Annotated in this window: 20 protein-coding genes and 1 pseudogene; 10 read left to right on the top strand and 11 right to left on the bottom strand. The window is 46.2% G+C overall.

Features of this window, described 5'->3' with window-relative positions; genetic code table 11:
* Positions 1 to 10: 10 nt before the first annotated feature.
* The gene (locus tag B3S93_RS05105; RefSeq protein ID WP_292400551.1) at positions 11 to 1,396 is read right to left on the bottom strand and encodes an MFS transporter; all 1,386 of its coding nucleotides are present in this window, start codon (positions 1,394 to 1,396) and stop codon (positions 11 to 13) included.
* Positions 1,397 to 1,446: 50 nt separating this feature from the next.
* On the opposite strand from B3S93_RS05105, the gene uvrA reads away from it, so the two are divergent.
* Positions 1,447 to 4,266: an excinuclease ABC subunit UvrA gene (gene uvrA / locus B3S93_RS05100; RefSeq protein WP_292400547.1), complete on the top strand. Its 2,820-nt coding sequence runs from the start codon at positions 1,447 to 1,449 to the stop codon at positions 4,264 to 4,266.
* On the top strand, positions 4,263 to 4,886 hold the full coding sequence (locus B3S93_RS05095) for an inorganic triphosphatase (RefSeq protein WP_292400543.1): 624 nt from the start codon (positions 4,263 to 4,265) through the stop codon (positions 4,884 to 4,886). The genes uvrA and B3S93_RS05095 overlap by 4 nt, the downstream gene beginning before the upstream one ends.
* Positions 4,887 to 4,890: 4 nt before the next feature.
* Here the strand turns inward: B3S93_RS05095 and B3S93_RS05090 are convergent, their stop codons facing one another.
* From B3S93_RS05090 to gshB, 3 genes are read right to left on the bottom strand one after another with little or no spacing between them, the layout of a single operon-like run.
* Positions 4,891 to 5,928 carry an energy transducer TonB gene (locus tag B3S93_RS05090; protein ID WP_292400540.1) on the bottom strand — a complete coding sequence of 346 codons (1,038 nt, stop codon included), beginning with the start codon at positions 5,926 to 5,928 and terminating at the stop codon, positions 4,891 to 4,893.
* Between the two features lie 4 nt (positions 5,929 to 5,932).
* A complete protein-coding gene (locus B3S93_RS05085; RefSeq protein ID WP_292400537.1) occupies positions 5,933 to 6,979 on the bottom strand; it encodes an FAD:protein FMN transferase in 1,047 nt (348 codons plus the stop codon).
* Positions 6,976 to 7,920 (bottom strand): glutathione synthase, encoded by a 945-nt coding sequence (gene gshB, locus B3S93_RS05080; protein WP_292400535.1) that lies wholly within the window; start codon positions 7,918 to 7,920, stop codon positions 6,976 to 6,978. Before gshB ends, B3S93_RS05085 begins: the two co-directional genes overlap by 4 nt.
* A gap of 178 nt (positions 7,921 to 8,098) precedes the next feature.
* Here gshB and glyQ point away from each other — a divergent pair, with 178 nt between their 5' ends.
* The 5 genes from glyQ to B3S93_RS05055 are packed head-to-tail and all read left to right on the top strand — an operon-like array spanning position 8,099 to position 14,478.
* On the top strand, positions 8,099 to 9,034 hold the full coding sequence (gene glyQ, locus B3S93_RS05075) for a glycine--tRNA ligase subunit alpha (protein WP_292748472.1): 936 nt from the start codon (positions 8,099 to 8,101) through the stop codon (positions 9,032 to 9,034).
* Positions 9,031 to 11,109 (top strand): glycine--tRNA ligase subunit beta, encoded by a 2,079-nt coding sequence (gene glyS / locus B3S93_RS05070; protein ID WP_292400530.1) that lies wholly within the window; start codon positions 9,031 to 9,033, stop codon positions 11,107 to 11,109. The genes glyQ and glyS overlap by 4 nt, the downstream gene beginning before the upstream one ends.
* A 9-nt stretch (positions 11,110 to 11,118) precedes the next feature.
* Positions 11,119 to 11,658 carry a D-glycero-beta-D-manno-heptose 1,7-bisphosphate 7-phosphatase gene (gmhB, locus tag B3S93_RS05065; RefSeq protein ID WP_292400527.1) on the top strand — a complete coding sequence of 180 codons (540 nt, stop codon included), beginning with the start codon at positions 11,119 to 11,121 and terminating at the stop codon, positions 11,656 to 11,658.
* Positions 11,658 to 12,410 (top strand): lysophospholipid acyltransferase family protein, encoded by a 753-nt coding sequence (locus tag B3S93_RS05060; protein ID WP_292400524.1) that lies wholly within the window; start codon positions 11,658 to 11,660, stop codon positions 12,408 to 12,410. Before gmhB ends, B3S93_RS05060 begins: the two co-directional genes overlap by 1 nt.
* Complete coding sequence (locus B3S93_RS05055; RefSeq protein ID WP_292400521.1) at positions 12,397 to 14,478, top strand: EAL domain-containing protein; 2,082 nt, start codon at positions 12,397 to 12,399, stop codon at positions 14,476 to 14,478. The genes B3S93_RS05060 and B3S93_RS05055 overlap by 14 nt, the downstream gene beginning before the upstream one ends.
* A 67-nt stretch (positions 14,479 to 14,545) precedes the next feature.
* Here B3S93_RS05055 and htpX read toward each other — a convergent pair whose 3' ends face one another.
* Genes htpX through B3S93_RS05030 form a run of 5 tightly spaced genes read right to left on the bottom strand, consistent with a single transcriptional unit; the run spans position 14,546 to position 19,443 of the window.
* Positions 14,546 to 15,427: a protease HtpX gene (gene htpX / locus B3S93_RS05050; RefSeq protein WP_292400518.1), complete on the bottom strand. Its 882-nt coding sequence runs from the start codon at positions 15,425 to 15,427 to the stop codon at positions 14,546 to 14,548.
* A gap of 54 nt (positions 15,428 to 15,481) precedes the next feature.
* Entirely contained in the window at positions 15,482 to 16,585 is a 1,104-nt protein-coding gene (locus B3S93_RS05045; RefSeq protein WP_292400515.1) for an ATP-grasp domain-containing protein, read from the bottom strand.
* 24 nt (positions 16,586 to 16,609) lie between these two features.
* Positions 16,610 to 17,515 (bottom strand): NAD(P)-dependent methylenetetrahydromethanopterin dehydrogenase, encoded by a 906-nt coding sequence (locus tag B3S93_RS05040; protein ID WP_292400512.1) that lies wholly within the window; start codon positions 17,513 to 17,515, stop codon positions 16,610 to 16,612.
* 9 nt (positions 17,516 to 17,524) lie between these two features.
* Positions 17,525 to 18,568 carry a beta-ribofuranosylaminobenzene 5'-phosphate synthase family protein gene (locus B3S93_RS05035; protein ID WP_292400509.1) on the bottom strand — a complete coding sequence of 348 codons (1,044 nt, stop codon included), beginning with the start codon at positions 18,566 to 18,568 and terminating at the stop codon, positions 17,525 to 17,527.
* 8 nt (positions 18,569 to 18,576) lie between these two features.
* Positions 18,577 to 19,443, bottom strand: a complete 867-nt coding sequence (locus B3S93_RS05030; protein ID WP_292411173.1) for an NAD(P)-dependent methylenetetrahydromethanopterin dehydrogenase — start codon at positions 19,441 to 19,443, stop codon at positions 18,577 to 18,579.
* Positions 19,444 to 19,657: 214 nt separating this feature from the next.
* On the opposite strand from B3S93_RS05030, the gene B3S93_RS05025 reads away from it, so the two are divergent.
* On the top strand, positions 19,658 to 20,017 hold the full coding sequence (locus B3S93_RS05025; RefSeq protein ID WP_292400506.1) for a hypothetical protein: 360 nt from the start codon (positions 19,658 to 19,660) through the stop codon (positions 20,015 to 20,017).
* A 78-nt stretch (positions 20,018 to 20,095) separates the two neighbouring features.
* Here B3S93_RS05025 and B3S93_RS05020 read toward each other — a convergent pair whose 3' ends face one another.
* Both B3S93_RS05020 and B3S93_RS05015 read right to left on the bottom strand, forming a co-directional pair.
* Positions 20,096 to 20,848, bottom strand: coding sequence for a quinoprotein dehydrogenase-associated SoxYZ-like carrier (locus tag B3S93_RS05020; protein ID WP_292400503.1), 753 nt, complete (start codon positions 20,846 to 20,848; stop codon positions 20,096 to 20,098).
* 65 nt (positions 20,849 to 20,913) lie between these two features.
* On the bottom strand, positions 20,914 to 21,846 hold the full coding sequence (locus tag B3S93_RS05015) for a quinoprotein relay system zinc metallohydrolase 2 (RefSeq protein WP_292400500.1): 933 nt from the start codon (positions 21,844 to 21,846) through the stop codon (positions 20,914 to 20,916).
* Positions 21,847 to 21,937: 91 nt separating this feature from the next.
* Between B3S93_RS05015 and gltX the strand changes: the two genes are divergently transcribed.
* Together gltX and B3S93_RS05005 are read left to right on the top strand one after the other, a co-directional pair.
* Positions 21,938 to 23,341, top strand: a complete 1,404-nt coding sequence (gene gltX, locus B3S93_RS05010) for a glutamate--tRNA ligase (RefSeq protein ID WP_292400497.1) — start codon at positions 21,938 to 21,940, stop codon at positions 23,339 to 23,341.
* A 205-nt stretch (positions 23,342 to 23,546) separates the two neighbouring features.
* Positions 23,547 to 23,817, top strand: a pseudogene (locus B3S93_RS05005) (PQQ-dependent dehydrogenase, methanol/ethanol family); the annotation flags it as partial.

Below are 23,817 nucleotides of genomic sequence, written 5' to 3'. Positions count from 1 at the left end.
TTGGTTCATTTTACGCATAAATCAGACATGCTTCGAGTTCATGTAGATCTACATCATCGGCGAGGTATTTGACGTATGCAATCCTCTCTTCCAGCACAATGACGATTTCAACCACGCCCTTGATAGCATTCAGCCGTTCTACAAATTCATCAGCGGTCTCGGCGGTGACTTCGTTTAATGGAACAATGCGGCTACTGTAATGTTTTGGGGCTTGCATCGGCAACATCATAATTAACCAACATGCACTAATGAGCCCCGCTGACCAGAAGATCCAGCTGATATCACCGAAACTATATATAACGCCACCCAATATACCGCCCAGAAAAGCGCCAATAAATTGCGCGCTGGAATAGATGCCCATCGCGGTGCCTTTATTTTTAATCGGACTGAGTTTGGACATCATCGAAGGCAAGCTGGCTTCAAGAATATTAAATGCGGTGAAAAATAACCATAAGCAAATCATCAGCATCGCTAATGAGCTTGGCAATAACGCCCAACCTACTTGAGCAACAGCCAGGACAGCGATTGCACCGATAAACACCATTTTCATTTTGCGCTGTTTTTCGGCGATCAGAATAAACGGCACCATGCAGATAAACGCCAGTAATAACACCGGTAAATAGGTTAACGCTAAATCCGCTTTGGCCACTCCAGCAAAATCCTGCAAGGCGATCGGCAGCGCGAAAAAGCTTAAGGTGAGTAATAAATGGAGAATCAGAATACTGGCCACCAGCCGCATAATCGAAGTATTGGCCAATACCTCACCAATTTGCGCACGGGCAGGTTTCATATCCTGATGTTGTTTATGTTTATACGGCGTGGGGACCCACCAATGCAATACCAGCATGCCAAAAATAGCCATTAATGCAGTGGCCCAGAAGAGACCATCCAGTCCAATCCAGCTTTCTAAGGCCGCGCCACTGGCTAACGCCACTGAAAAAGACAAGCCAATGCTGATACCAATGGCAGCCATCGCTTTGGTGCGATGCTGATCGCGGGTAAGGTCTGCGGTGAGGGCCATCACTACGGCGGCAATCGCGCCACTGCCTTGTAATAATCTACCAATAATGACAGTGTAGATTGAGTCTGCCATAGCGGCTAACAGGCTACCCATGGCAAACAGGATCAACCCTAGATATATGACCTTCTTACGACCAATCCGGTCGGAGAGCATACCAAATGGAATTTGCAACAGCGCCTGCGTTAAACCATAGGCACCAATCGCCAGACCTATTAATAAAGGCGTGCTGTGAGAATATTGTTGAGCGGAGAGCGAAAATACCGGCAAAATCATAAACAAACCCAGCATACGCAGGGCGAAGATGAGAGATAAACCGGAAATAGTACGTTTCTCCAGCGCACTAAGTGCGTCAGGTGTGGCTTGCTTTTGCGTCATGATAGGGTGACAGAGTATATTGATCCGTTGGATTTTACTACGGAACAGGCATGAAAAAAATCAGTATTCGCGGCGCCCGTACGCATAACTTGAAAAACATCGATCTGGACCTGCCCAGAGATGCGCTGATTGTGATTACCGGCTTGTCTGGATCAGGCAAATCGTCACTGGCTTTTGATACCTTATATGCAGAAGGTCAGCGGCGTTATGTGGAATCGCTGTCAGCCTATGCCCGACAGTTTTTATCGATGATGGAAAAACCCGATGTAGATCATATCGAAGGGCTTTCACCGGCGATTTCGATTGAACAGAAGTCGACATCGCATAATCCGCGTTCCACCGTCGGTACCATCACTGAAATCTATGATTATTTGAGATTATTACTGGCGCGAGCCGGTGAGCCGCGCTGTCCAACACATCATCTGCCACTGGAAGCCCAGACTGTCAGCCAGATGGTGGACACTGTATTAGCGATGCCGGAAGGCAAACGTTTAATGCTATTGGCACCGGTGATTCAGGATCGCAAGGGCGAACATCTGTCTGTGTTTGAAGGGCTGCGGGCGCAAGGGTTTGTTCGTGCCAGAGTCAATGGTGAGGTCGTTGAGTTGGACGATCCACCAGAGCTTGAATTACGCAAAAAACATACTATTGAAGCCGTAGTAGATCGTTTTAAAGTACGCGAAGACCTGCAACAGCGTTTGGCGGAATCGTTTGAAACGGCTTTGAAATTAGCCGATGGTGTGGCCAAAGTCGTCTCAATGGATGATGATGCCGATCAAACGTTGTTTTCGGCCCGTTTTGCCTGTTCTGAATGTGGTTATTCGATTGCTGAACTCGAACCGCGCATGTTTTCCTTTAATAATCCGGCCGGTGCCTGCCCGACATGTGATGGTCTGGGTATCAAGCAGTTTGTAGATCCTTCCCGAGTCGTTGCACACCCTGAACTCAGTTTGGCGGCCGGTGCCATTCGCGGATGGGATCGTCGTAATGCCTATTACTACCAAATGATTCTATCGCTAGCAGATCACTTTCAATTTGATATTGATGCGGCATTTGATTCATTACCTGAAAATGTCCGGCAAGTGATTTTGTATGGCAGTGGTCGTACTGAAATTGATTTCAGTTATATCAGTGATCGTGGCAAGCGGGTAAGCCGTAAACATTCATTCGAAGGCATTATCCCCAATTTGCAACGCCGCTATCATGAGACTGAATCAGGTAGTGTGCGCGATGAACTGGCGAAATTCCATTCAATCAGAGCCTGTCCGGATTGTCATGGCACCCGCTTACGCGAAGCCTCTCGAAATGTATTTATCAATGAAACCAATTTACCAGAAATAACGGCGATGCCGATTGGTGAAGCCACCGAGTTTTTCCAGCAATTACAGTTGCCGGGTAAACGAGGCGAGATAGCCAGCAAGATAGTCAGCGAGATTAGTGCCCGATTAAGTTTTCTGGTTAATGTCGGGCTGGATTACCTTTCGCTGGCGCGCAGTGCCGATACCTTATCTGGTGGTGAAGCGCAGCGTATCCGGCTGGCCAGCCAGATCGGTGCCGGTCTGGTCGGTGTGATGTATATCCTCGATGAACCCTCCATTGGCTTGCATCAACGTGACAATGATCGTCTGTTGGGAACACTGACCCGGCTGCGTGATTTGGGAAATACGGTGATTGTGGTTGAACATGATGAGGACGCGATTCGCAGTGCCGATTATGTTTTGGATATCGGGCCGGGTGCCGGTGTTCATGGCGGTGAAATTGTGGCGCAGGGCACACCAGAAGATATTATGAAAAGTGAGCATTCGCTTACCGGACAGTACCTTTCTGGTCGGCGAAAAATTGAAATACCAGCGAAACGCGAAACCGCCCATGCCGGTAAATCCATTGGCTTGCGAGGGGCCTGCGGTAATAACCTGAAACATGTCGATGTCGATATTCCAATAGGACTTATGACATGTGTAACCGGCGTGTCTGGTTCAGGAAAGTCCACATTAATTAATGAAACGCTGCTGAAGCTGACTTCCAAGACATTGAATGGTGCTTCTGAAGAACCCGCACCGCATACCGATATTCTCGGCCTGGAACAGTTGGATAAAGTGGTGGCGATTAATCAAAGTCCGATTGGTCGGACGCCACGCTCTAATCCTGCTACTTACACCGGTCTTTTTACCCCGATACGAGAGTTATTTGCGGGTACTCAGGAAGCACGGGCCAGAGGTTATGGACCTGGAAGATTTAGCTTTAATGTTAAAGGTGGCCGTTGTGAAGCCTGTCAGGGTGATGGTCTGATTAAGGTCGAAATGCACTTTTTACCCGATATTTATGTGCCTTGTGATGTCTGCAAAGGTAAGCGCTACAATCGGGAAACCCTGGATATTCGCTATAAAGGTAAAACCATCACTGAAGTGTTGGATATGACTATCGAAGATGCCAATGTGTTTTTTGAAAATATTCCGGTGGTGGCAAAAAAACTGCAAACCCTGATCGATGTCGGCCTGACCTATATCAAGCTGGGGCAGAACGCTACAACGCTTTCCGGCGGTGAAGCGCAGCGGGTCAAACTGGCCAAAGAATTATCCAAACGTGATACCGGTAAAACGCTGTATATCCTAGATGAGCCGACCACCGGGCTACATTTTTACGATATTGAGCAACTGCTGAAAGTCTTGCATCACTTACGCGACCGGGGTAACACTATCGTGGTGATTGAGCATAATCTGGATGTGGTAAAAACCGCCGATTGGGTAATTGATATGGGCCCTGAAGGTGGTGCTGGCGGTGGTGAAGTGATTGCTGTCGGCACGCCGGAGCAAATCACTGAATACCCACGTTCGCATACCGGACATTATCTGAAGCCGTTACTGAAATGAGTCTTGAACAGGAAATGAAACTCGCCGTGAATGGCGAGACCAAACTGAATCTTGCTGATCTGGAATGGCTGCAAGCTTTGGTCAGTGAGCAAAAGCAGTTGCATTTGCGGACGGAATATTTTGATACCCCGCAACTGAAACTGAAACAGCAGGGCATCGCTTTGCGTATGCGACAGATCGACGATCAATGGCTGCAAACCGTGAAAACCAGTGGCAAGGTTCAAGATGGTCTGCATCAGCGTGAAGAGTGGGAACATCCGATCATCAATGGTGAGTTTGATCTGCCATTGCTTCGCCAGACACCCTTAGCGCCGATTGTCGATGACAGTGGCAGCTGGAAGCAGTTGCAGCGTCTGTTCTATACCGAATTTGACCGGGATATCCTTATGCTGGAGGCCGATCAGAATACCCTGATTGAGCTGGCGTATGATTTTGGCGAAGCTGTTTCGGGTAACAATAGGGCGGTCATACATGAAGTCGAACTGGAGTTACGTCACGGCTCACTGGAAGTCTTACAGCAAATTGCAGAAAAGCTGAAGTCGGAATTGCCGCTGAGTTATAACAACCGCAGTAAGGCCGAGACGGGGTATCAGTTATATCAACAACAAAATACGGACTGAAGAACTAACGGGCCGACAGGCCTCGGGCACTTTCAAATTTCCAGGTGCGGATAATGGTAAGCATGTCATTATTTTTCAGAACATCCTCGGGGATTGCGGCATACGGAGCACCTAAACGCACAATTCGCACGGCGGCATCATCCAGTACCTTATGCCCGGACGAGCGTGATACTACAATGCCATCGGGGGGAACACTGCCATCCGGTTTGATATCCACTGATAACATCAAGCTGCCATTAACGCCCTTATCCTTGGCTTCCTGCGGATAATTCATATTGCCAATTCGTTCGACTTTCATTGCCCAGGCCCGCATATAGGCGGCGGCAGAATATTCCTTGGTAGCTGCTGATATGCGACGTTTTTTTGGGGTTTCACTTAACGCACGGCTATTATATTCCAGTGTGCTTTGCAGTGATCCGATTTCGCTTCTTGCACGGGCAATCAGCTCTGCCCCGGAAAGGTTTGGTGTAATCTCTGCCGTTTCTTCAACGGTCTCTTCAGCGACAATTTCAGAAGTCTCTACCTTACGTTCAGCTTTTTCAGCCGTGACTTTTTTGCTGGTGGTTTTGGGTTCGGGTTTTGCTTCAACAACTGGTTTTTCAGCTGGTGGCTCTGGAACCACCTTTTCAGCTGGCGCTTCTGTTGGAGTGGATGGTTCAACAGGCGGAGCCGGTTCCACAACAGGTTCGGGTTTAACCGGTTCTACAGGAACCGGATCCAGTTCCGTAACCGCGGGAGATACGGGATCTGTTGATGCGGGAGTCTCTTCGGCAATCGGTACCGCTAGCTCCGGCGTAGGTTCAGGTGATTTTTCATCGGTTTCGCCGCCACCTTCATTATTGACCTGGGCAAGATAACTGGCTTCTTCCGGTGCCTGCTCGGTTTGTTGTTTGACCAAAGTGATATCAAGCTGATTGACCGGGGCGTTGGTCGGTGGAGAAAAAACATTAAAACTGATGGTAAACACCACGATGACATGCAAAATAACCGACCCGATAAGGGTCAGTATCATCCGATCAGTGGCACTGCTGGTCGAAATCATTCGCTCACTCGTGGGGAATTTCGCGAATCACCGGTTCGGCATCATGTCCGGTTAATCTGACGCGTTTATGCATAGCAGGACTCATTTCAACCTGACCATCTTCTGTCACCAGCATTACCATATCAATTCCCATTTCTGCTGCAATGGTTGGCCAGTCACTTCCGGCGACAAATATTGCTGTTGCAGCGGCATCCGCCATTGAAGCATTTTCATGAATTACCGTTGAGGACATTGCCTGATCAGCTGGATAACCGGTACGTGGATCCAGTATATGTGGGTAGCGTTTACCTTCGTAGGTAAAAAATCGTTCGTAATCACCGGAACTGAAAACACTTTCATCATCACTGACTGCCACTGAGGCTAACACTCTGTCATGTCTGGGGTGGCGAATACCAATAATCCAGGGACGTTCACCATGTGTGCCTATGGCGCGTAAATCGCCACCAATATTGACGACAGCATTTTGAATGCCTTGTTGTTGCAGAATCGCGATGGCGTTATCGACCGCATAACCTTTGGCAAAACCACCAAAACCGAGTCTGACAGCAGTGTTGTTACTGGTTAATTGACCATTTTCGATAACGATATCATCCATCGTCGGGCTGACGGCCAGCCATGCATCGATATCAGCCTGTGCAGGAGGTGGATGGGATTCAAACCAGTCATCCTGTTCATAACCCCATAATGCAAATAAGTTACCGGCTGCCGGATTAAACAAATGCCCACTGTCTCTCGCCAGTTTCTGGGCAAGTAAAATCACGCTGGCAACATTGTCATCCACTGCAATAGGCTGTTCTGCTGCGATTGCATCATTAATTTTGGTTAATACACTGGGCTGCCAGGCATGCCACAGGTCATTTACTTCTGAAAAGGATTGCTCCAGAGCATCAATGGTTTTGGCTGCGGTTTCTTCATCAACACCGTACAGACTGATGTCGATTTCGGTGCCAAACGCATAAAACTTGGCTTGTAAGGCGCGATCCTGATCACCGCATGCACTTAATAAACTTAAACCAATCACCAATATAAGGCTGTTTAAAACAGTCTTCATAAATGTGCCTCAATACAATTCATCAAATCACCGGCAATATTCAGGTTGAATTGCCGATCCAGTTCACGAATACAGGTTGGACTGGTGACGTTAATCTCGGTCAGATAATCGCCAATCACATCTAAACCAACAAATAACAGACCTTTTTCGCGTAATTTTGGCCCAACCTGCTGACAAATCCAGCGGTCTCTTTCTGTTAAAGGTCGGCCTTCACCTCTCCCTCCCGCTGCCAGATTACCGCGCGTTTCGCCATCGGCAGGAATGCGGGCTAACGCATAGGGCACCGGCTCACCGTTAATCAACAAAATACGTTTATCACCGTCTTTAATAGCCGGTAAATACTGTTGCACCATCACCGATTTTTTGCCTTGCTCGGTCAGCGTTTCGACAATCACCGAAAAATTCGGATCGCCTTGACTGACTTTGAAAATGGATGCGCCGCCCATGCCATCTAATGGTTTGATAATAATATCGCCATGTTGTTGCTGAAATTCACGCATCAATTGTTTTTTTCGGGTGACTAAGGTGGGCGGACAACATTGCGGAAACCATGCAGTAAACAGTTTTTCGTTGGCATCACGCAGGCTTTGTGGATGGTTCACCACCAATACACCCTCAGACTGAGCTTGTTCCAAGAGGTATGTGCTGTAGATATATTCCATATCAAATGGTGGATCTTTGCGCATCAGGATGGCATCAAGTTCGCTAAGTCTGCGGGTTGTTGGTTCGCCAAGTTGGTACCAGTTGTTGGCATCTTCTATGACCTGTAAATCCCGCATGCTGGCCATCACTTTGCCTTGGCTCAGATACAGATCCTGTTGTTCCATGTACTGAATCGTCCAGCCTTTGGCCTGGGCGGCCAACAGCATCGCAAAACTGCTGTCTTTTTTGATATTGATGGCTGAAATGGGATCCATCACGATGCCGATATGTCGCGACATAATTCTGCTCTTTAACGATTAATGGGTCGCTGCATTGTACCGTATCTGTTTCTTTGCGGTGACAGTCGCATTAGTCAAACCGTCGAGCCTGTAAATTCATTACTGAGTTGTCTCTACAAGCCACTGCTTTATTCGCTATAATCAGTACATTTTTAGTTATGCGAAGACAATTTTCTCAATGAGTGATTCTGCGGCAACTGTGGCGGCCACGCCAAAAACTTTTCAAGAGCTGATTCTGCGTCTGCAACAATACTGGGCAGAGCAAGGCTGCGTATTATTGCAACCTTATGATATGGAAGTCGGGGCGGGTACCTTCCATCCGGCAACCTTCTTACGAGCCATAGGTCCAGAGCCTTGGAGTGCGGCTTATGTGCAGCCTTCACGCCGTCCTACGGATGGTCGCTATGGCGATAACCCCAACCGACTGCAGCACTATTACCAGTTTCAGGTGTTGATCAAACCGTCCCCATTGAATATTCAGGAGCTGTATCTTGGCTCATTAAGAATGCTGGGAATTGATACCACCATCCACGATATTCGTTTTGTAGAAGATAACTGGGAATCACCTACATTAGGTGCCTGGGGACTGGGTTGGGAAGTCTGGTTAAACGGCATGGAGGTGACACAGTTCACCTACTTCCAGCAGGTTGGCGGCCTCGAATGTAAACCGGTTAGCGGCGAAATTACCTACGGTTTGGAACGTATCGCCATGTATCTACAAGGCGTAGCCAGTGTTTATGATTTGGTTTGGGCTGATGGTCCACTCGGCAAAGTGACTTACGGCGATGTGTTTCATCAAAACGAAGTCGAAATGTCGACCTACAACTTTGAACATGCCAACACCGAACATCTGTTTCAGCAGTTCGATACCTGTGAAAAAGAGAGTGAAAGAATGATTGCAGCGGGCTTGCCGTTACCTGCTTATGAAATGGTTTTAAAAGCATCACATACCTTTAATCTGTTGGATGCACGTAAAGCGATTTCGGTCACTGAAAGACAGCGATTTATTTTAAGAGTCAGAACATTGGCCAGAGCAGTAGCTCAGGCTTATTATGACCGACGTGAATCCCTGGGCTTTCCGATGTTAAGCAAACAGGAGGAGGTGCAGTCATGAGTGATGTAGGTGATTTCCTGTTAGAACTGGGCACGGAAGAGTTACCACCGAAAGCTTTGTCGACCTTAAGTGACGCATTACTCAAAGGTATTGAGAAAGGTTTAGCTGAGGCTGAGCTCAATTTTTCGGTTTCGAAAGCGTACGCTAGTCCACGTCGTTTAGCGGTAGTTATCAGTGGACTCCAGACGCACCAAGCGGATCGTAATATCGAAAAACGTGGCCCTGCTGTTACTGCTGGATTCGATGAAGATGGTAACCCGACCAAGGCATTGCAAGGCTTTGCCCGTTCCTGTGGTGTGGATGTCGATGCATTGGAAACGCTGGAAACGGATAAAGGTGCTTGGTTAGTTTATCGCGAAAAACAAGCGGGTCAGGCCGCTACAGAGTTATTGCCAGAAATTGTGAAGCAATCCTTAGCTGCATTGCCAATTCCCAAGCGCATGCGTTGGGGCAGTTTATCTGAAGAATTTGTTAGACCCGTTCATTGGCTGATTTTGATGCTGGGTGATGAGATTATTCCGGCCAGCCTGCTGGGTGTGCAATCCAATCAGCTCAGTTATGGACATCGGTTCCATCATCCACAGGCGATTCGAATCAGCAGTCCACAAACCTATGCACCGCAATTGCTTAGTGAAGGTCATGTGATGGTTGATTTTGCTGAGCGTCGCGAAGCCATTCGTGGACAGGTCAGTGAGCTAGCAAGCCAACTGGGTGGTCAGGCCATTATTGATGATGAATTGCTCGATGAAGTTACTGGCCTAGTGGAATGGCCGGTGGCGTTGTCGGGTGAATTTGAAACACGGTTTCTTGAACTGCCATCGCAAGCGTTGATTTCTTCAATGCAAGGCCATCAAAAATATTTTCCGGTAGAAGATGCTGCAGGCAAGTTGCTGCCGTATTTTATTACCGTTTGCAATATTGAAAGTCGCGATCCGGCGCAGGTTATTGCCGGTAATGAACGAGTGATTCTGCCTCGGTTAAGCGATGCTGCGTTTTTCTGGGATACCGATAGAAAACGTCCCTTGGCGGATCGTCAGGAAAAACTGAAAACCATCGTGTTCCAGAATCAACTGGGCACGGTCTTTGATAAATCCCAACGTGTTGCGAAACTGGCTGGTTTTATTGCGGGCAAAATTGGTGGTGATGTAGCACTGGCCGAACGCGCTGCCATGTTGGCCAAATGTGATCTGGTCACTGAAATGGTTGGTGAATTTCCCGAACTGCAAGGCATTATGGGCAGCTTCTATGCTCGTTTTGATGGCGAGCAGGAAGAGTTGTCTGCAGCGATGGATGAGCAATATCTGCCACGTTTTGCCGGTGATGCTTTGCCACAGGGCAAAACCGGACAGGCATTAAGTCTTGCCGAAAAAATCGATACCTTGTGCGGACTTTTTGGTATTGGTCAACCACCATCAGGTGCCAAAGATCCGTTTGCCTTACGTCGTGCGGCGTTAGGCATACTGAGAATTATCATCGAGAATAATCTGGATTTGGATCTGGCTGAACTTTTACAACAGTCAGTGCAAAGTTACGATAAACAGCTTACTGAAACAGAAATCGTGGCTCCGGTGACGCAATATCTGTTTGATCGGTTACGCGGCTATGCGGCCGATGCCGGCCATCATGGTGATGTATTTGAAGCCGTGCTTGCTTTGAAACCCACGCGTCCATTGGACTTTATGCAGCGTATGCAGGCTGTGTCCGCTTTCCGTGAGATGGAGCAGGCCGAAGCGCTGGCTGCAGGCAATAAACGGATTGATAATATTCTGCGGAAAAACGGTGCCTACGAAGCGGATCATCAATTAAATCCTGATTTACTGGAAGAAACCGCCGAACAAAAACTGGCTGAGACCTTAGAACAAGTCTCTGCAGATGTTGCTCCGATGATGCAAATGGCCGACTACGCCGGTGTATTAAGACGTCTGGCCGATATGCGCGACAGTATTGATGCGTTTTTTGACGAAGTTATGGTTATGGCAGAAGATGAAGCAATTCGTCATAATCGTCTGGCGTTACTGAATCAGACTCGGGCATTGTTTCTGGGTGTGGCGGATATTTCCCGATTACAAAATTAGGATGCGTATATGTCGCTGATAATTCTCGATCGTGATGGTGTGATAAACCATGATTCGGATGATTTTATTAAATCTCCGTCTGAATGGGAGCCTATTGAAGGTAGTCTGGAAGCTATTGCGAGACTGAATTATGCTGGCTACCGGGTGGTAATCATTACCAATCAATCCGGCATTGCCAGAGGCTTTCTGGATGTCGAAACCCTCAATCGTATTCACAGTAAAATGCGGCGGATGCTGGCGCAGGTTGGGGGACGCATTGAAGCCATTTTTTTCTGCCCACATGGGCCTGATGATAATTGTGACTGCCGTAAACCTAAAGACGCAGCGTTTAAAGAGCTTGCCCATCGACTGCGGGTGAATCTGGATCATGTGCCTGCGGTCGGCGATTCGCTGAGAGATATTCAGGCAGCACAATCTGCTGGAGCCAAGCCCATTCTGGTGCGCACCGGAAAGGGTGAAAAGACTCTGAAGAAAGGTATCCCCAAGGATGTACCTGTATATGACAACCTGGCTGCAGTGGCCGATGCATTGTTGGAAATCGTAATTTGATGCAAATTTTCCGTTCATTCATCTTTCTGACCGTGTACGCAATAACAGCCATTCTATTCTCGGTGATTGGCGTGCTAATCTGGCCATTACCGTTTAAACAGCGCTATTGGGTAGTAAGTCGTTGGGCGGTAATGAATATCTGGCTGTTAAAAATTATTTGTGGATTGAGGCTGGAAGTTGAAGGACGAGAAAATATTCCGACAGAACCTTGTGTGATTTTATGCAAACACCAATCCGCATGGGAAACATTGGCGTTACAGGCTGTCTTTCCTCCTCAGGTCTGGGTGTTGAAACGTGAATTATTATGGATTCCTTTTTTTGGTTGGGGACTTGCTTCATTGCGGCCAATCGCCATTGATCGAAATGCCGGCCGTCAGGCTTTGCATCAGGTAATTGAGCAGGGCAAGGAACGGTTACAATCAGGCGCAATGGTTGTGGTGTTTCCTGAAGGGACCCGTTTACCGCCTGGCACGATGGGGCGGTTTGGGGTGGGTGGAGCCCGTTTGGCGGTGGAAGCAGCTGTTCCAGTCGTTCCGGTGGCGCATAATGCCGGCAGCTTTTGGGCAAAAAAAGGCTTTCTTAAACGTCCAGGCGTGATCAAAATGGTGATTGGCGCTAAGATAGATATTCAGGATTTGTCAGCTACTGCCGTTAATCAAAAGGCTTACGATTGGATGACATTAACCATGACCCAACTGGAAGGGAAAACACCGGTGCAATTTACTAAAGGTGAGCAGCGTGGCGAGAGCTGAAGGTATTTTACGGTTATTAATTATTGACGATTCGCTTACCGAAGCTGACGCTATTATTAATATATTACGCAGTGCAGGCCATGCGGTCAGAGCAGGGCGTGAAGATGATTTTGATGCATTGGAGCAGTCATTAAGCAAGCAAAGCTGGGATTTGCTTATTTGCCGTGATAATTTGCCAGCGCTGGCTCCTGTTGAAATTGTTAACGTAATCAAACGCCTGGGTAAGGATTTACCATGCATTGTGATTACTGAAAATAAAGCCGCTGAAAAAGAATTGTTCCGGACCGGCGTTCAGGATGTTGTCTTGAAAGATGACATTGAACGGCTGAAGTTCGTTGTTGAGCGTGAACTGGATAATCTGTTTATGCGACGTCTTGGACGACGCAATGAACGTGCATTGCGCGAGAGTGAAAAACGCTCCCGAGCTTTACTGGAAAGCTCCAGAGATGCCGTGGCCTATATGCACGAAGGCATGCATTTATATGTTAACAGTGCCTACCTGAATCTGTTTGGTTATAAAGAACAGGAAGACATTGATGGTTTGCCAATTCTTGATTTGATTGATCCTGACGACCATGCCAAATTTAAAATGGTATTTCGTCAGTTTACTGAGCAAGTCGATTCAAAACCGGCTACGGTCACAGCTCAGTGTTTGAAGAGTGGTGGTTATGCATTTGATGCGGATATCGAGTTCAGCCATGCACAGGTAGAAGGAGAAGAATGTACTCAGGTTGTTGTTCGTGATCGTAATGTCACCCTTGTTGAAGACAATGATCAACTACAACGTTTACGTGACTTTGATTTTCTGACCGGACTATACAACCGAACGCGTTTTGTAGATGCGTTACAGTTTGCAGTTAACCAGGCAGCTGAAAACCAGCAGGATTCTGCTTTGCTTTATATGGTGCTGGATGACTTTCAGCAAATTAAAGAGCTTCTAGGTCTGGCGACCAGCGATGTTCTGATTAAAAGTGTTGCCGATCTATTGCTACAAACAGCCGAAGAGGGTGAAACGGTCGGCCGTTACGGTGATCAGATCTTTACCATTATCATCCCCAGCACCGACGAAAGTTTTGTGGATAAACGAGCTGATGTTTTTTTGAAGAGCGTTGCTGATTTTGTTTCACATACCAACGGTAAAATGATCGATTTGCACTGTAGTATTGGGATAGCGCGTATCAGTGAAAATGTCGCCTCAGCCCAAACAGCTCTGGAGAATGCTGATAAAGCCTGTACTATTGCCCAGCATGCTGGCGGCAATCAGACAGCTCGATTCCAGGAGAAAATGCCCCAGAGTGATTCAGGCGAACTTTCTGCTTGGAAAACAGTGTTGCAAAATGCCCTGAACAACGATTTATTCAATATTCATTTTCAACCCATTGTTGCTTTGCACGGTCCTCAACAAGAGTTCTATGACGTTCTGTTAAGATTGCAGGACGGAAACAAAATCTTGCGAGCTGAGGAGTTTATTCAGCATGCTGTCAAGTTGCAGATGATGGCAGAGGTGGATAAATGGGTCATTCGTACAGCACTTAAAATGCTGTCAGAACATCAAAAAACGCATCCTAAAACACGGTTTTTTATTAAACTTTCTGAACAGACTCTGCATGAAAAAGATTATGTAGACTGGTTATCAGCCACTCTTTCAGCACATAATTTGACCGGACATGCGCTGATCTTTGAGATCAGTGAAACAGCCGCCGTGGATAATATTGAAGACACCAAAAATACTATTGCCAAACTTAAGGCCATTGGCTGTGAATTTGGATTAGAGCATTTTGGTTCCGGTATAGGATTTTCGCATAGTCTGAATGTGCTCGATGTTGACTATCTGAAAATCAACGGTAATTTTGTCGAAAATATGGCGAACGATAGTGAAAATCAGGCAGCCATAAAAGCGATAATCGATATGGCAAAGCAGGCTGAAAAACCCTGTATTGCCGAGTTTGTCTCAGACGCAGTCAGTCTTGCTCTTTTATGGCGGTTGGGTGTTGATTACGCCCAAGGTTATTATATTCATAAGCCTTCAGATAAGCTTGATTACAACTTTGAAGACGAAGATCTCTAATCAGTTTAGAGAAGGTTCTGATAAATATAACAGGCTGATTTGAAGTGCAAAATCAGCCTGTTAAGCGTTAAATACGACCGGAACGTAATGCTTCAATCCGTTTTTCAAGCGGAGGATGCGTCATAAATAATGCCGAAATCCCTGCACGTCCACCTGAAATACCAAATGCATGTAATTGATCAGGTAAAGCCTCTTCGGCAGTGCCTGCCAGGCGTTGTAAGGCAGCAATCATTTTTCCCGAGCCAACCAGCCTTGCTGCGCCGGCATCGGCACGAAACTCCCGCTGACGACTGAACCACATCACGATAATACTGGCGAGAATACCCAGCACTAATTCAGCAATGATTGAGGTAATCCAGAAAGCTGGACCATGTCCTCGTTCGGTTTTGAAAACCGTCCGGTCCACCAGATGGCCAATCACTCTGGATAATACGATAACAAATGTATTCACCACACCTTGAATCAACGCCATGGTCACCATATCGCCATTCGCTACATGACTGACTTCATGTGCCAAAACAGCTTCTACTTCATCCTGTGTCATCGATTGCATCAACCCACTACTGACCGCGACCAGGGCATTGTTACGATTCATGCCGGTGGCAAAAGCATTGGGTTGCGGTGATTGATAAATGGCTACTTCAGGCATGCCTATTCCTGCCTGTTTTGCCTGACGTGACACAGTATCCACCAACCACTTTTCAGTTTGATTTTTGGGTGAAGTAATTACTTCTGCGCCGGTCAGGCGTTTTGCTGTCCATTTGGAAATAGCCAGAGAAATGAATGAACCGCTGAAGCCAATAATTCCCGCAAAAATAAGCAAGGAAGTCATATCTAAACCAGAACCTTGCTCATCCAAAAGACTATCTATACCGAGCAGTCGCATTGTCACGCTTAATACCGCTAACACCGCAATATTGGTGGCAAGGTACAACATGATTCGTTTCATTCGAGATTCCTTGAAATTAAGTTGTCAGTAATATGGGTCAGCAACGGACTGTTTTCAAGCGGCAACCGCTAAATTTTGAACCAATATAGTGGCCAGGCGATGAGCATTATTCTGCTCGGTTTCGTCCAGCATTAAACTGCAAATGATGTCACCTTTATCGATAACACTTCCTCCGGCAGGCAAGTCATGGCAATACTCTGGCCAGTCAAAATCCGCCGGGATATTGATTTGTTCCGGGGCAAAACAAAACCATAAGATTCGTTTTTTTGCAGGAAGTTCAACCGCTGTTTCAGGCATAACACCCGTCAAACTCATCAACTGCCAACTGATAATGGGAGCATGATCCGGCAATAACTGACAGGAAGCGGTAGGACGTGGATTCAGCTCCAGCAGAAAAATTTCACCTGATGGCGTGAGTATAAAATCCAATGACATCAAACCGATTAACGACAGATGTTCGGTCAGTTTTTGTAGTGTCTGATGGAGAAAGTTTTGTTGTTTTAAGTCAAGTTGAAGGCCACTTGAGATAGCGTTTAGACTGAAGTTATACAGGCTGAGATTAACAGGAAATTGCTCATTGAAAAGTAATAACTGAAGGTCATCTGCTGCAGCCAGAAACAGCACGGATCCACTGATGCCCTCAATATATTGTTGATAATATCGGTCGGGACTTTCTGCTACCAAATTTGCTTCAACAATGTGTGTTCCTCCCCAACTGGCAGCCGATTTGGCTAGCCATTTACTATTTGCCGTCTGGGGTTTTTGGAATGTTGTTGGCGGATGCGGTAAAGATAATTTTTCCAGTATTGCAATCCATTTTTCAGGGAGGCAAATCTGCTCAAAGCACTCATATGAGGGGCCTGCAAATTTTATATGAGCGGGTAACTGTGAAAGAGCAGGATAAAAACGCTCGACACCGGTGCCACAGATTAACCAGCATGGCTCATCATCACTTAAGGTAATAATAGTCTGTAGCCATTGATGTGCTTCAAGGTTATCCAACGCAGATAGTTTCAGAAATCTATCCGCAGCGTCGAGAGTATCAATGTCAGCAAAGCAATCAGCTACACGGAGGGTATAACCCTCCCGTCTAGCCGATTGCGCCAGCATTCTTGCGCTTTGTGCAACGATCAACAGGAGCCTCGGATGTTCAGCCATTACTGGCTCCTGTACTTTCTATGCTTAAACCAGTTTACGAGCACCTTCAAAGGCATTACGGAAATCCAGATAAACAGGTTTATCACTTTCCAGTGTTTCTCTGAGTAATGCTTGCTGCAGTTTATATTTCACATTACCAACTGCAAGTGCACCGATACCGACAGCATTTGGGCATTGTGGGGCAAATTTCAGCGGTTCGCCGTTATCCATTAACTCGACACCTTCAATCCCCAAAGGTGCAACGGCGTTCACATCGCCGGCCACTTTAAGCTTTTTAGCATCGCTCAGTACTGAAGCATTCAATACCTGAATACCTGCTTTAGCTGCACAGAAAACCACATCAGCATCACTTAACAGACGGGCTTTATCTGCGTCAGATGCTGCAGTGGTGGCTCGTAAGCTCACACCGTAACGTTTACGGGCCTCATCAGAAAACTGCAGGGCTGTATCCAGTGAAAAGTGATCAACAATAGTGGTTTCAGCACCTTGTAGTGCCGCAATTACTGCGGTGGCAAGTCCCACTGGACCGGTACCGCCGAAAACAACTGCTTTACAACCTTTGTAATCCTGCTTGAAATGTTTCTTTAATTCACGTTCGACACAGGCCACCAACGCCGCTGCAGTGGTAAAAGCGCCACTTGGATCAGCAAATACTGGAATTTCGAATGGGGGGACCATTGCAGACTTGGCTGCATCAAGCATATCCATCGCCAGCCCAATATCTCTTCCACCGATAAACATACCCGTCTTTTTTACACCAGCAGGGCCACGGGAAAAAATAGCATCTTGTGTTAAGCCTGCCACCTCTTTCAACTCAACATTGTTGTAAGGCATGATGATGTCATAACCGGCATCCAATGCCATGTTGATATCAAACGGACTGTTTTGTTTCATAGGGTTGAGCATATGAATGATGGAGCGCTTGGACATGTTAATCCCTCACTGTTTATTAAAATGTAAAGTTTTGCCGTCGATTGTAATGCCAGCACCCTTATTAACGCCAGCAGCACTGATTAATTCAATATTCTGCAATTGAGGATCTGCGTCAATCACGCCACGTAGCTCGTCGATAAGCTGATCCGCCTGAGACTGACTCTCGGTAAATACGCAGGATGTTGGACCCCATGAGCTTTGTGCCATGCCAGTAAATCCAAGAGACTTGCAGTGTTCCATTAAGACGGCTATGGCATTGCTGGTGTACTGGCCACCTTGTGCTGGGGCAAAATGTTGACCAATCAGGGCTTGAATTTCGCTCACGGCGGAACCGAATAATTGAATATCCTGCTCAATTAATGCGGGGAGTAGCTGCATCAACGTCAGGTGACAAATACGCTGGCAGTGCTGTAAAGGGAACGTTGGCAATTGCTGAAATGCCTGGATTTCAGTTTGACCATGAATGCCCTGATGGCTTTTATCCATCAACATCACCAGTCGCCACTGAGAGGGGAAGTCCTGCTGAAATAATCTGACCGGTGTCTGTGAGTTAGGCCCTAAGCCCGCATCTACTACAAAACCACCGGTATCAAAGGTACTGATCCCAATTCCTGATCGCTTTCCACGATCCAGTGCCAGAGCAATTTTTGCGGTGGGAATATCCAGCTGATGATGGTTCGCCAGTATCTGACCAATGACCAGAGCGAGCTGAGTGCCTGAGCCGAGCCCCGCATGTTCTGGAATCAATGAGTGAATGGTGAGGTTGAGTTGGCGTAAATCAGTCGGGATATTCGATCCTAACGTGAGATAAAACTGATTAATCAGTTTAGTGATTTTGTGACGAATAGAGTCTGTAACAGGGGGGGCTGAGGGGGGCTGATCATCAGAATCAGTAAGGCTGAGTTTAGTATAGTGACTATCTACTGCCAAACCGATACTGCCAAAATGACGGCCTAAGCCGCCATTTAGATCCAGAAAACCTAGGTGGAGTCTTGCCGGAGCCTGTATACAAATCGTCTGAAGCTTAACAGGTGAAACCGGTTGTTGCATTGCTATCACTAGGCGTTATCAATTTTACAGGCGATATCGTAGATAGTGGTTTCGTCCAAAAACAAGTCATTGGTGTCAAACAGTGATGCCACTGCTCCTCGATGTACCTTCATTTTAAAGTTACCAATCGCAATAGCACCGTAAAAACGCACTCCCTGTTTTTCCGTCCCATTATCCATCACTTCCATACCTTCGACACCCAACGGTGGAACCGCATTAACATCAGCAATCACTTCGAGCGTTTTGCTAGCAGTCCAGGTAGCCTCGGGGACAATACAAACACCAGCCGGACCGGCAGCAATAGCCACATGGGCGTCTTTAAGTAATGCAGCAACGGCTTCATCACTCCGTGTTTCACCGGGAATCACATCAACCCCATAGGCTTTTTTCATATGTTCAACAGTGGCTTTGCTTCGCGCCATACTACGGCAGGTTAGGGTGACTTTGCTTGCACCCTCTTTTAACAGGTACAAGGCAGTTCGTTGTCCCACAGGTCCTGCCCCAAGAATCGCTACATTTTTGCCGGTAATATCGTAGTCAGTCATTACTTTTCGGGCAATTGCTGCTGCGGTGGTATTAGACCCATTTGGATCCAGCATGACCGAAACTCGAACGGGGCCAAAGAATGCTTTTTTTACAGCTTCACCGACAAGCTCACTGGAAGCTACATTTGAACCACCGATAAAAATTGCGCTGTTTTTCAGGTTTTTTCCACCGCGGGTAAAAATCATGCCATGAACATGAGAGGTGACATTGTCACGCGTTGCTCCACCATGCGCGATAATATTATCCACGCCGGAGTCATAGGCAACAGCTTGATCAAATGTGCTCGCGACGGTATCAGTATCGAGATGAAGCAGTAATTTTTTCATCATGTTCTCCTGCGTTTAGCATGGCTTGATGTGAGATAAATAAACGCTGGATTTTACCCTATGTTGTTTCTGTGAGGAAATTAAACTGCCATTATGCTCTATCAAAAAGTTTGATTGGCAATACGTTAAAGTGGCAATATCCTGTTCCTGTGTAGGAACTTGTCTTCCAAATTACCAGTCACAGCAGCACCATATAATAAAATTTTAGGAGTAGAGAATGAAGAAAACCAGTCTGACAGTCCTGTTTGCCAGTATGACCATGTTAAGTGCCTCCGCTATTGCCGATGAACATATGGATTTTTCAACGGTGACTAAGGTGCAATACGTCAATGATTGTATGCAGGCAAATACAAATTTAAACGTCTATGAAGGTGTGCATAAATGTTCATGCGTAGTGGACAAACTTGATGAAGCTTTTACTCAGACTGAGTTCGAAGATGTCAACACCGCTTATATGTACCAAAATATGCCAGCAGACAAAGGGGCACAGTTCCGCGATGATAAAGGTTTAAGTGGCGGTATAGATAAATACGAAGAAGTCTCGGCTTCAGCTTATAAAGAATGTCGAATCCAATAATTTCTGACTGATATCAGCGACAAGAAAAAGGCCGTTTAAAACGGCCTTTTTTATGGATGTGCGTAGTGAAAATGTCCGCTATATTTGTTTATCCATGCTGTAAGTCATTTCTTTAGTGTCATTCACCATCGCTTTTAACACACCATGTTTTTGCGGCGTGAAGCTAAACCGGATACTTGGGTCTTCACTTATAGAAATGCCAGCCTCAAGTGTAATCAGGTTTTCATCATCAAAATCTATGATGATTTCTTTCACATAATGCGGTGGAATATAGCCACGGGTTTTTTGATCAAACTGTAAGCCACTATTATTCGGGTGACTTACAACTACCTGTGCCTTTGTTGTTTCGCCAATGTTGGCTTCTCGCATACGAATCTGCATTTTGCCCAGTCGAGCCATAGCGGCTTCCATGTCTTTACCTGCAGGAGCACTACATCCTCCTGAGGCTTTGACAAATTTTGACACCATATGCAAAGAACCATCATTCATTTCTGCAATAGCCCGCATATCAGTGTACTGATCGACCCTGACCCGTGTAGCGATATCAATATCACCCAGTGTCGGTGATAAATGGAAATTCGCAGAATACGGCATCGGGTTTTTATCAATGATGATATGTATGTTTTTAATGTATCTCTCAGCGGTCTGTGGCTGAACCGATTTGACACTGATTGGAACAATGGCAGCATCTTCAGCCCGGGTAGGCGCTTCAAGGATCAAAACATCATCGGCATTTTCATGAATTTCACGATCACCAAAATAGGTTTGTTTAAGCGCTGACCATAAATCCTCTTCAGCTGTTGCAGCATTTGCAATGAAGCTATGACTCATAAAAACTGCAAATACAGCCCAAAAAAATGTATTTCGCCCCATCATTTTCGCTCTCCTAATAATTATTATTCCCACTCTAGTTCTACAAAAGCAGCGGTAACATTTCGACGATGATATTCTTCAAAAAGTTTCCACTTTTCAGCTTCTTGCGTGCCTACCGAGTCAATGGCTTGTTCAATGGTTCCCAGATCATTAATGATGACCCTAATCTCTTCACGTACGGTGGTCAGATAGCGCAGTAAATCCTGCCAGCCTTTTGAGTTTTCACCGTTAAAAGCTGTGCCGTGACCAGGAATGATCATTGTCGCATCATGTTCAATTAAGGTATCAAGGGCATCAATCCAGCCGTTAATACTGCCATCCAAGGCCGGAATACGTTCAACGAATAATAAATCGCCGGTCCATAATGTACTGGTTTTTTCATCATAAACGGTTAAATCATGATCAGTATGCGCCGTGGTAAATGCGGTTAAAATCAGTGGTCGGTTACCAAGATCCAATGTTAATGGTGACCCAACCTTAACCAGGGTCTTCGCTTCGATAAACTCGGTGCCTTTGTAGGCATCACCCAAAATCTCCGAAAACTGTCTGGCAAAGTGTTGCTGTCGACTGGCCATTGCAGCCGGTAATTTTTCGTGACCAACAAATTCCGGCTTATCGGTCTTAAAAGCTGCATTTCCTAAAATATGATCCGGGTGCACATGGGTATTGATGACATAACAGATCGGCAAGTCACTATGCTGGCGGATGGTTTTACGCAATAACTTACCTTCCTGAAAACTGCCGCCGCTATCGATGACGGCAATGCATTGCTCACCAATGATAAAACCAACATTGGCAATGGCGCCCAGATTCTCAGCATCCGCTTCTTGGTGGCTGCCCTGGTGGTAAAAAATACCTTCAGCAACCTGCTGCACCTTATAGCTGTCTGCCTGAAGACTGCTGGCAAAGGCAAAGGATGAAACAGTAATAGATAGAAAGGAAATTAATATACGCATGTTGATGACTCACTAATTGTCAGCGTCTGAACTGTTACAATAACGCACTTTATCGCAATACATCCACATAGCTAGCAGAGAACTTTTGATTATGACAATTCGTACGCGTTTTGCACCCAGCCCAACAGGATATCTACATGTAGGCGGGGCCCGTACCGCACTCTTTTCATGGCTATATGCCAGAAAACATGGCGGTCGTTTTGTATTAAGGATTGAAGATACCGATATCGAACGCTCATCAGCTGAATCAGTGAACGCGATTCTCGAAGGCATGACATGGATGGGGTTGGATTATGACGAAGGCCCGTTTTATCAAACGCAACGTTTTGATCGTTACAAGGAAATTATCCAGCAACTAATGGATCAGGGCGATGCTTATTACTGTTATTGCAGTAAAGACGAACTGGAAGCAATGCGTGAAGAGCAGCGCGCCAATAAGCAGAAACCTCGCTATGACGGTCGGTGCCGCCATATAACAACTCCTCGCGAAGGTGTTGAGCCGGTGATTCGTTTTAAAAACCCTACCGTTGGTCAAGTGGTTGTTGAAGATGCGATCCGTGGCAATGTTGTTTTTGAAAACAGTGAACTGGATGATTTAATTATTGCTCGTCCAGACGGCACACCTACTTATAATCTAACAGTGGTCGTAGATGATCTGGATATGCAGATGACCCACGTAATACGTGGTGATGATCATTTAAACAACTCACCTCGACAAATCAATATTTTTAAAGCTTTGGGTGCTAAACCACCCGTATTTGCACATGTCCCAATGATCTTGGGTGACGATGGAGCTAGACTTTCCAAGCGGCATGGTGCCGTCAGTGTGATGAGTTATCGGGATGCAGGATATCTTCCCGAAGCGTTATTGAATTATTTAGTCAGATTAGGCTGGTCGCACGGTGATCAGGAAATCTTTTCCTTAGCGGAAATGACCCAGCTATTTGATATTCAAGACGTCAATAAAGCTGCCTCAAGCTTTAATACCGATAAATTACTCTGGTTAAATCAACATTACATCAAAACCAGCGAGCCAGAACATGTTGCACAGCACCTCAGCTGGCATATGGGAGAGTTAGGTATTGATCCTGCTGATGGTCCAGCTTTGGTTGATGTTGTGGTATTGCTGCAGGAACGTGCCAAGACGCTTAAAGAGATGGCAGAGTCTAGCGTGTATTTTTATCGCGATGTGGATGCCTATGATGAAAAAGCTGCACAGAAAAATCTGACTGAAGCCAGCTTGCCATTATTAGAAGCCGTATTGGCAGAATTGACTGAGCTCAAAGATTGGCTGGCTGAACCGATTCATTCAGTCATCAAGAACTGTGCTGACAAACATGAAGTTGGTATGGGCAAAGTGGCACAGCCAATACGGGTTGCGATAACAGGAAATACGATTTCTCCTTCCTTGGATGCGACTTTAGAGCTCTATGGTCGAGAGCGCGCACTCACCGCTATTCAGTGTGCAATTAGCTGGATCAAAGATCATGCCTGATTTTTAGCAAAAAAATAAAGTTGTTAAATTTCAAAAGCTTAAGTTGTCGGGAAAATCTTCCCGAAAATAAGATGGAAATACTCATAAAAAAGTTGTGTAAAGTTCTTGACGAACCCGGGAAGTCGGATTATGGTTCGTCATACGCATGAGGTTCATCCGAACAAATCGTGACGTACAAAACTAAAAAGCAATAGAGGACAACTTTATGAAGCTGAAAACATTATCAATTGCAATGATGGGATTAGCAGCACCAGGTCTGGTGGCTGCAGATGAGCTCCTTGAAATGCAAAAAAATGACAATAACTGGGTTATGCCCGCTGGTGACTATGCCAATACGCGTTACAGCGAACTGACTCAAATCACGAAAGACAACGTCAAAGATTTGAACATGGCTTGGTCTTTCTCAACTGGTGTTTTACGTGGCCACGAAGGTAATGCTTTGGTCATGGACGACACTATGTACGTTCATACAGCGT

This window comes from Methylophaga sp. UBA3613, assembly GCF_002375415.1.
In the GTDB taxonomy this organism is placed as follows: domain Bacteria; phylum Pseudomonadota; class Gammaproteobacteria; order Nitrosococcales; family Methylophagaceae; genus Methylophaga.
The sequence above is the reverse complement of the archived record's forward strand: the minus strand, read 5'-3'. Positions and strand labels throughout refer to the sequence as shown.

Bases quoted from the DNA above. Each gene is read 5' to 3' on its own strand.
- B3S93_RS05105 (WP_292400551.1), bottom strand. From the start codon at position 1,396: ATGACGCAAAAGCAAGCCACACCTGACGCACTTAGTGCGCTGGAGAAA.
- uvrA (WP_292400547.1), top strand. From the start codon at position 1,447: ATGAAAAAAATCAGTATTCGCGGCGCCCGTACGCATAACTTGAAAAAC.
- B3S93_RS05095 (WP_292400543.1), top strand. From the start codon at position 4,263: ATGAGTCTTGAACAGGAAATGAAACTCGCCGTGAATGGCGAGACCAAA.
- B3S93_RS05090 (WP_292400540.1), bottom strand. From the start codon at position 5,928: ATGATTTCGACCAGCAGTGCCACTGATCGGATGATACTGACCCTTATC.
- B3S93_RS05085 (WP_292400537.1), bottom strand. From the start codon at position 6,979: ATGAAGACTGTTTTAAACAGCCTTATATTGGTGATTGGTTTAAGTTTA.
- gshB (WP_292400535.1), bottom strand. From the start codon at position 7,920: ATGTCGCGACATATCGGCATCGTGATGGATCCCATTTCAGCCATCAAT.
- glyQ (WP_292748472.1), top strand. From the start codon at position 8,099: ATGAGTGATTCTGCGGCAACTGTGGCGGCCACGCCAAAAACTTTTCAA.
- glyS (WP_292400530.1), top strand. From the start codon at position 9,031: ATGAGTGATGTAGGTGATTTCCTGTTAGAACTGGGCACGGAAGAGTTA.
- gmhB (WP_292400527.1), top strand. From the start codon at position 11,119: ATGTCGCTGATAATTCTCGATCGTGATGGTGTGATAAACCATGATTCG.
- B3S93_RS05060 (WP_292400524.1), top strand. From the start codon at position 11,658: ATGCAAATTTTCCGTTCATTCATCTTTCTGACCGTGTACGCAATAACA.
- htpX (WP_292400518.1), bottom strand. From the start codon at position 15,427: ATGAAACGAATCATGTTGTACCTTGCCACCAATATTGCGGTGTTAGCG.
- B3S93_RS05045 (WP_292400515.1), bottom strand. From the start codon at position 16,585: ATGGCTGAACATCCGAGGCTCCTGTTGATCGTTGCACAAAGCGCAAGA.
- B3S93_RS05040 (WP_292400512.1), bottom strand. From the start codon at position 17,515: ATGTCCAAGCGCTCCATCATTCATATGCTCAACCCTATGAAACAAAAC.
- B3S93_RS05035 (WP_292400509.1), bottom strand. From the start codon at position 18,568: ATGCAACAACCGGTTTCACCTGTTAAGCTTCAGACGATTTGTATACAG.
- B3S93_RS05030 (WP_292411173.1), bottom strand. From the start codon at position 19,443: ATGATGAAAAAATTACTGCTTCATCTCGATACTGATACCGTCGCGAGC.
- B3S93_RS05025 (WP_292400506.1), top strand. From the start codon at position 19,658: ATGAAGAAAACCAGTCTGACAGTCCTGTTTGCCAGTATGACCATGTTA.
- B3S93_RS05020 (WP_292400503.1), bottom strand. From the start codon at position 20,848: ATGAGTCATAGCTTCATTGCAAATGCTGCAACAGCTGAAGAGGATTTA.
- B3S93_RS05015 (WP_292400500.1), bottom strand. From the start codon at position 21,846: ATGCGTATATTAATTTCCTTTCTATCTATTACTGTTTCATCCTTTGCC.
- gltX (WP_292400497.1), top strand. From the start codon at position 21,938: ATGACAATTCGTACGCGTTTTGCACCCAGCCCAACAGGATATCTACAT.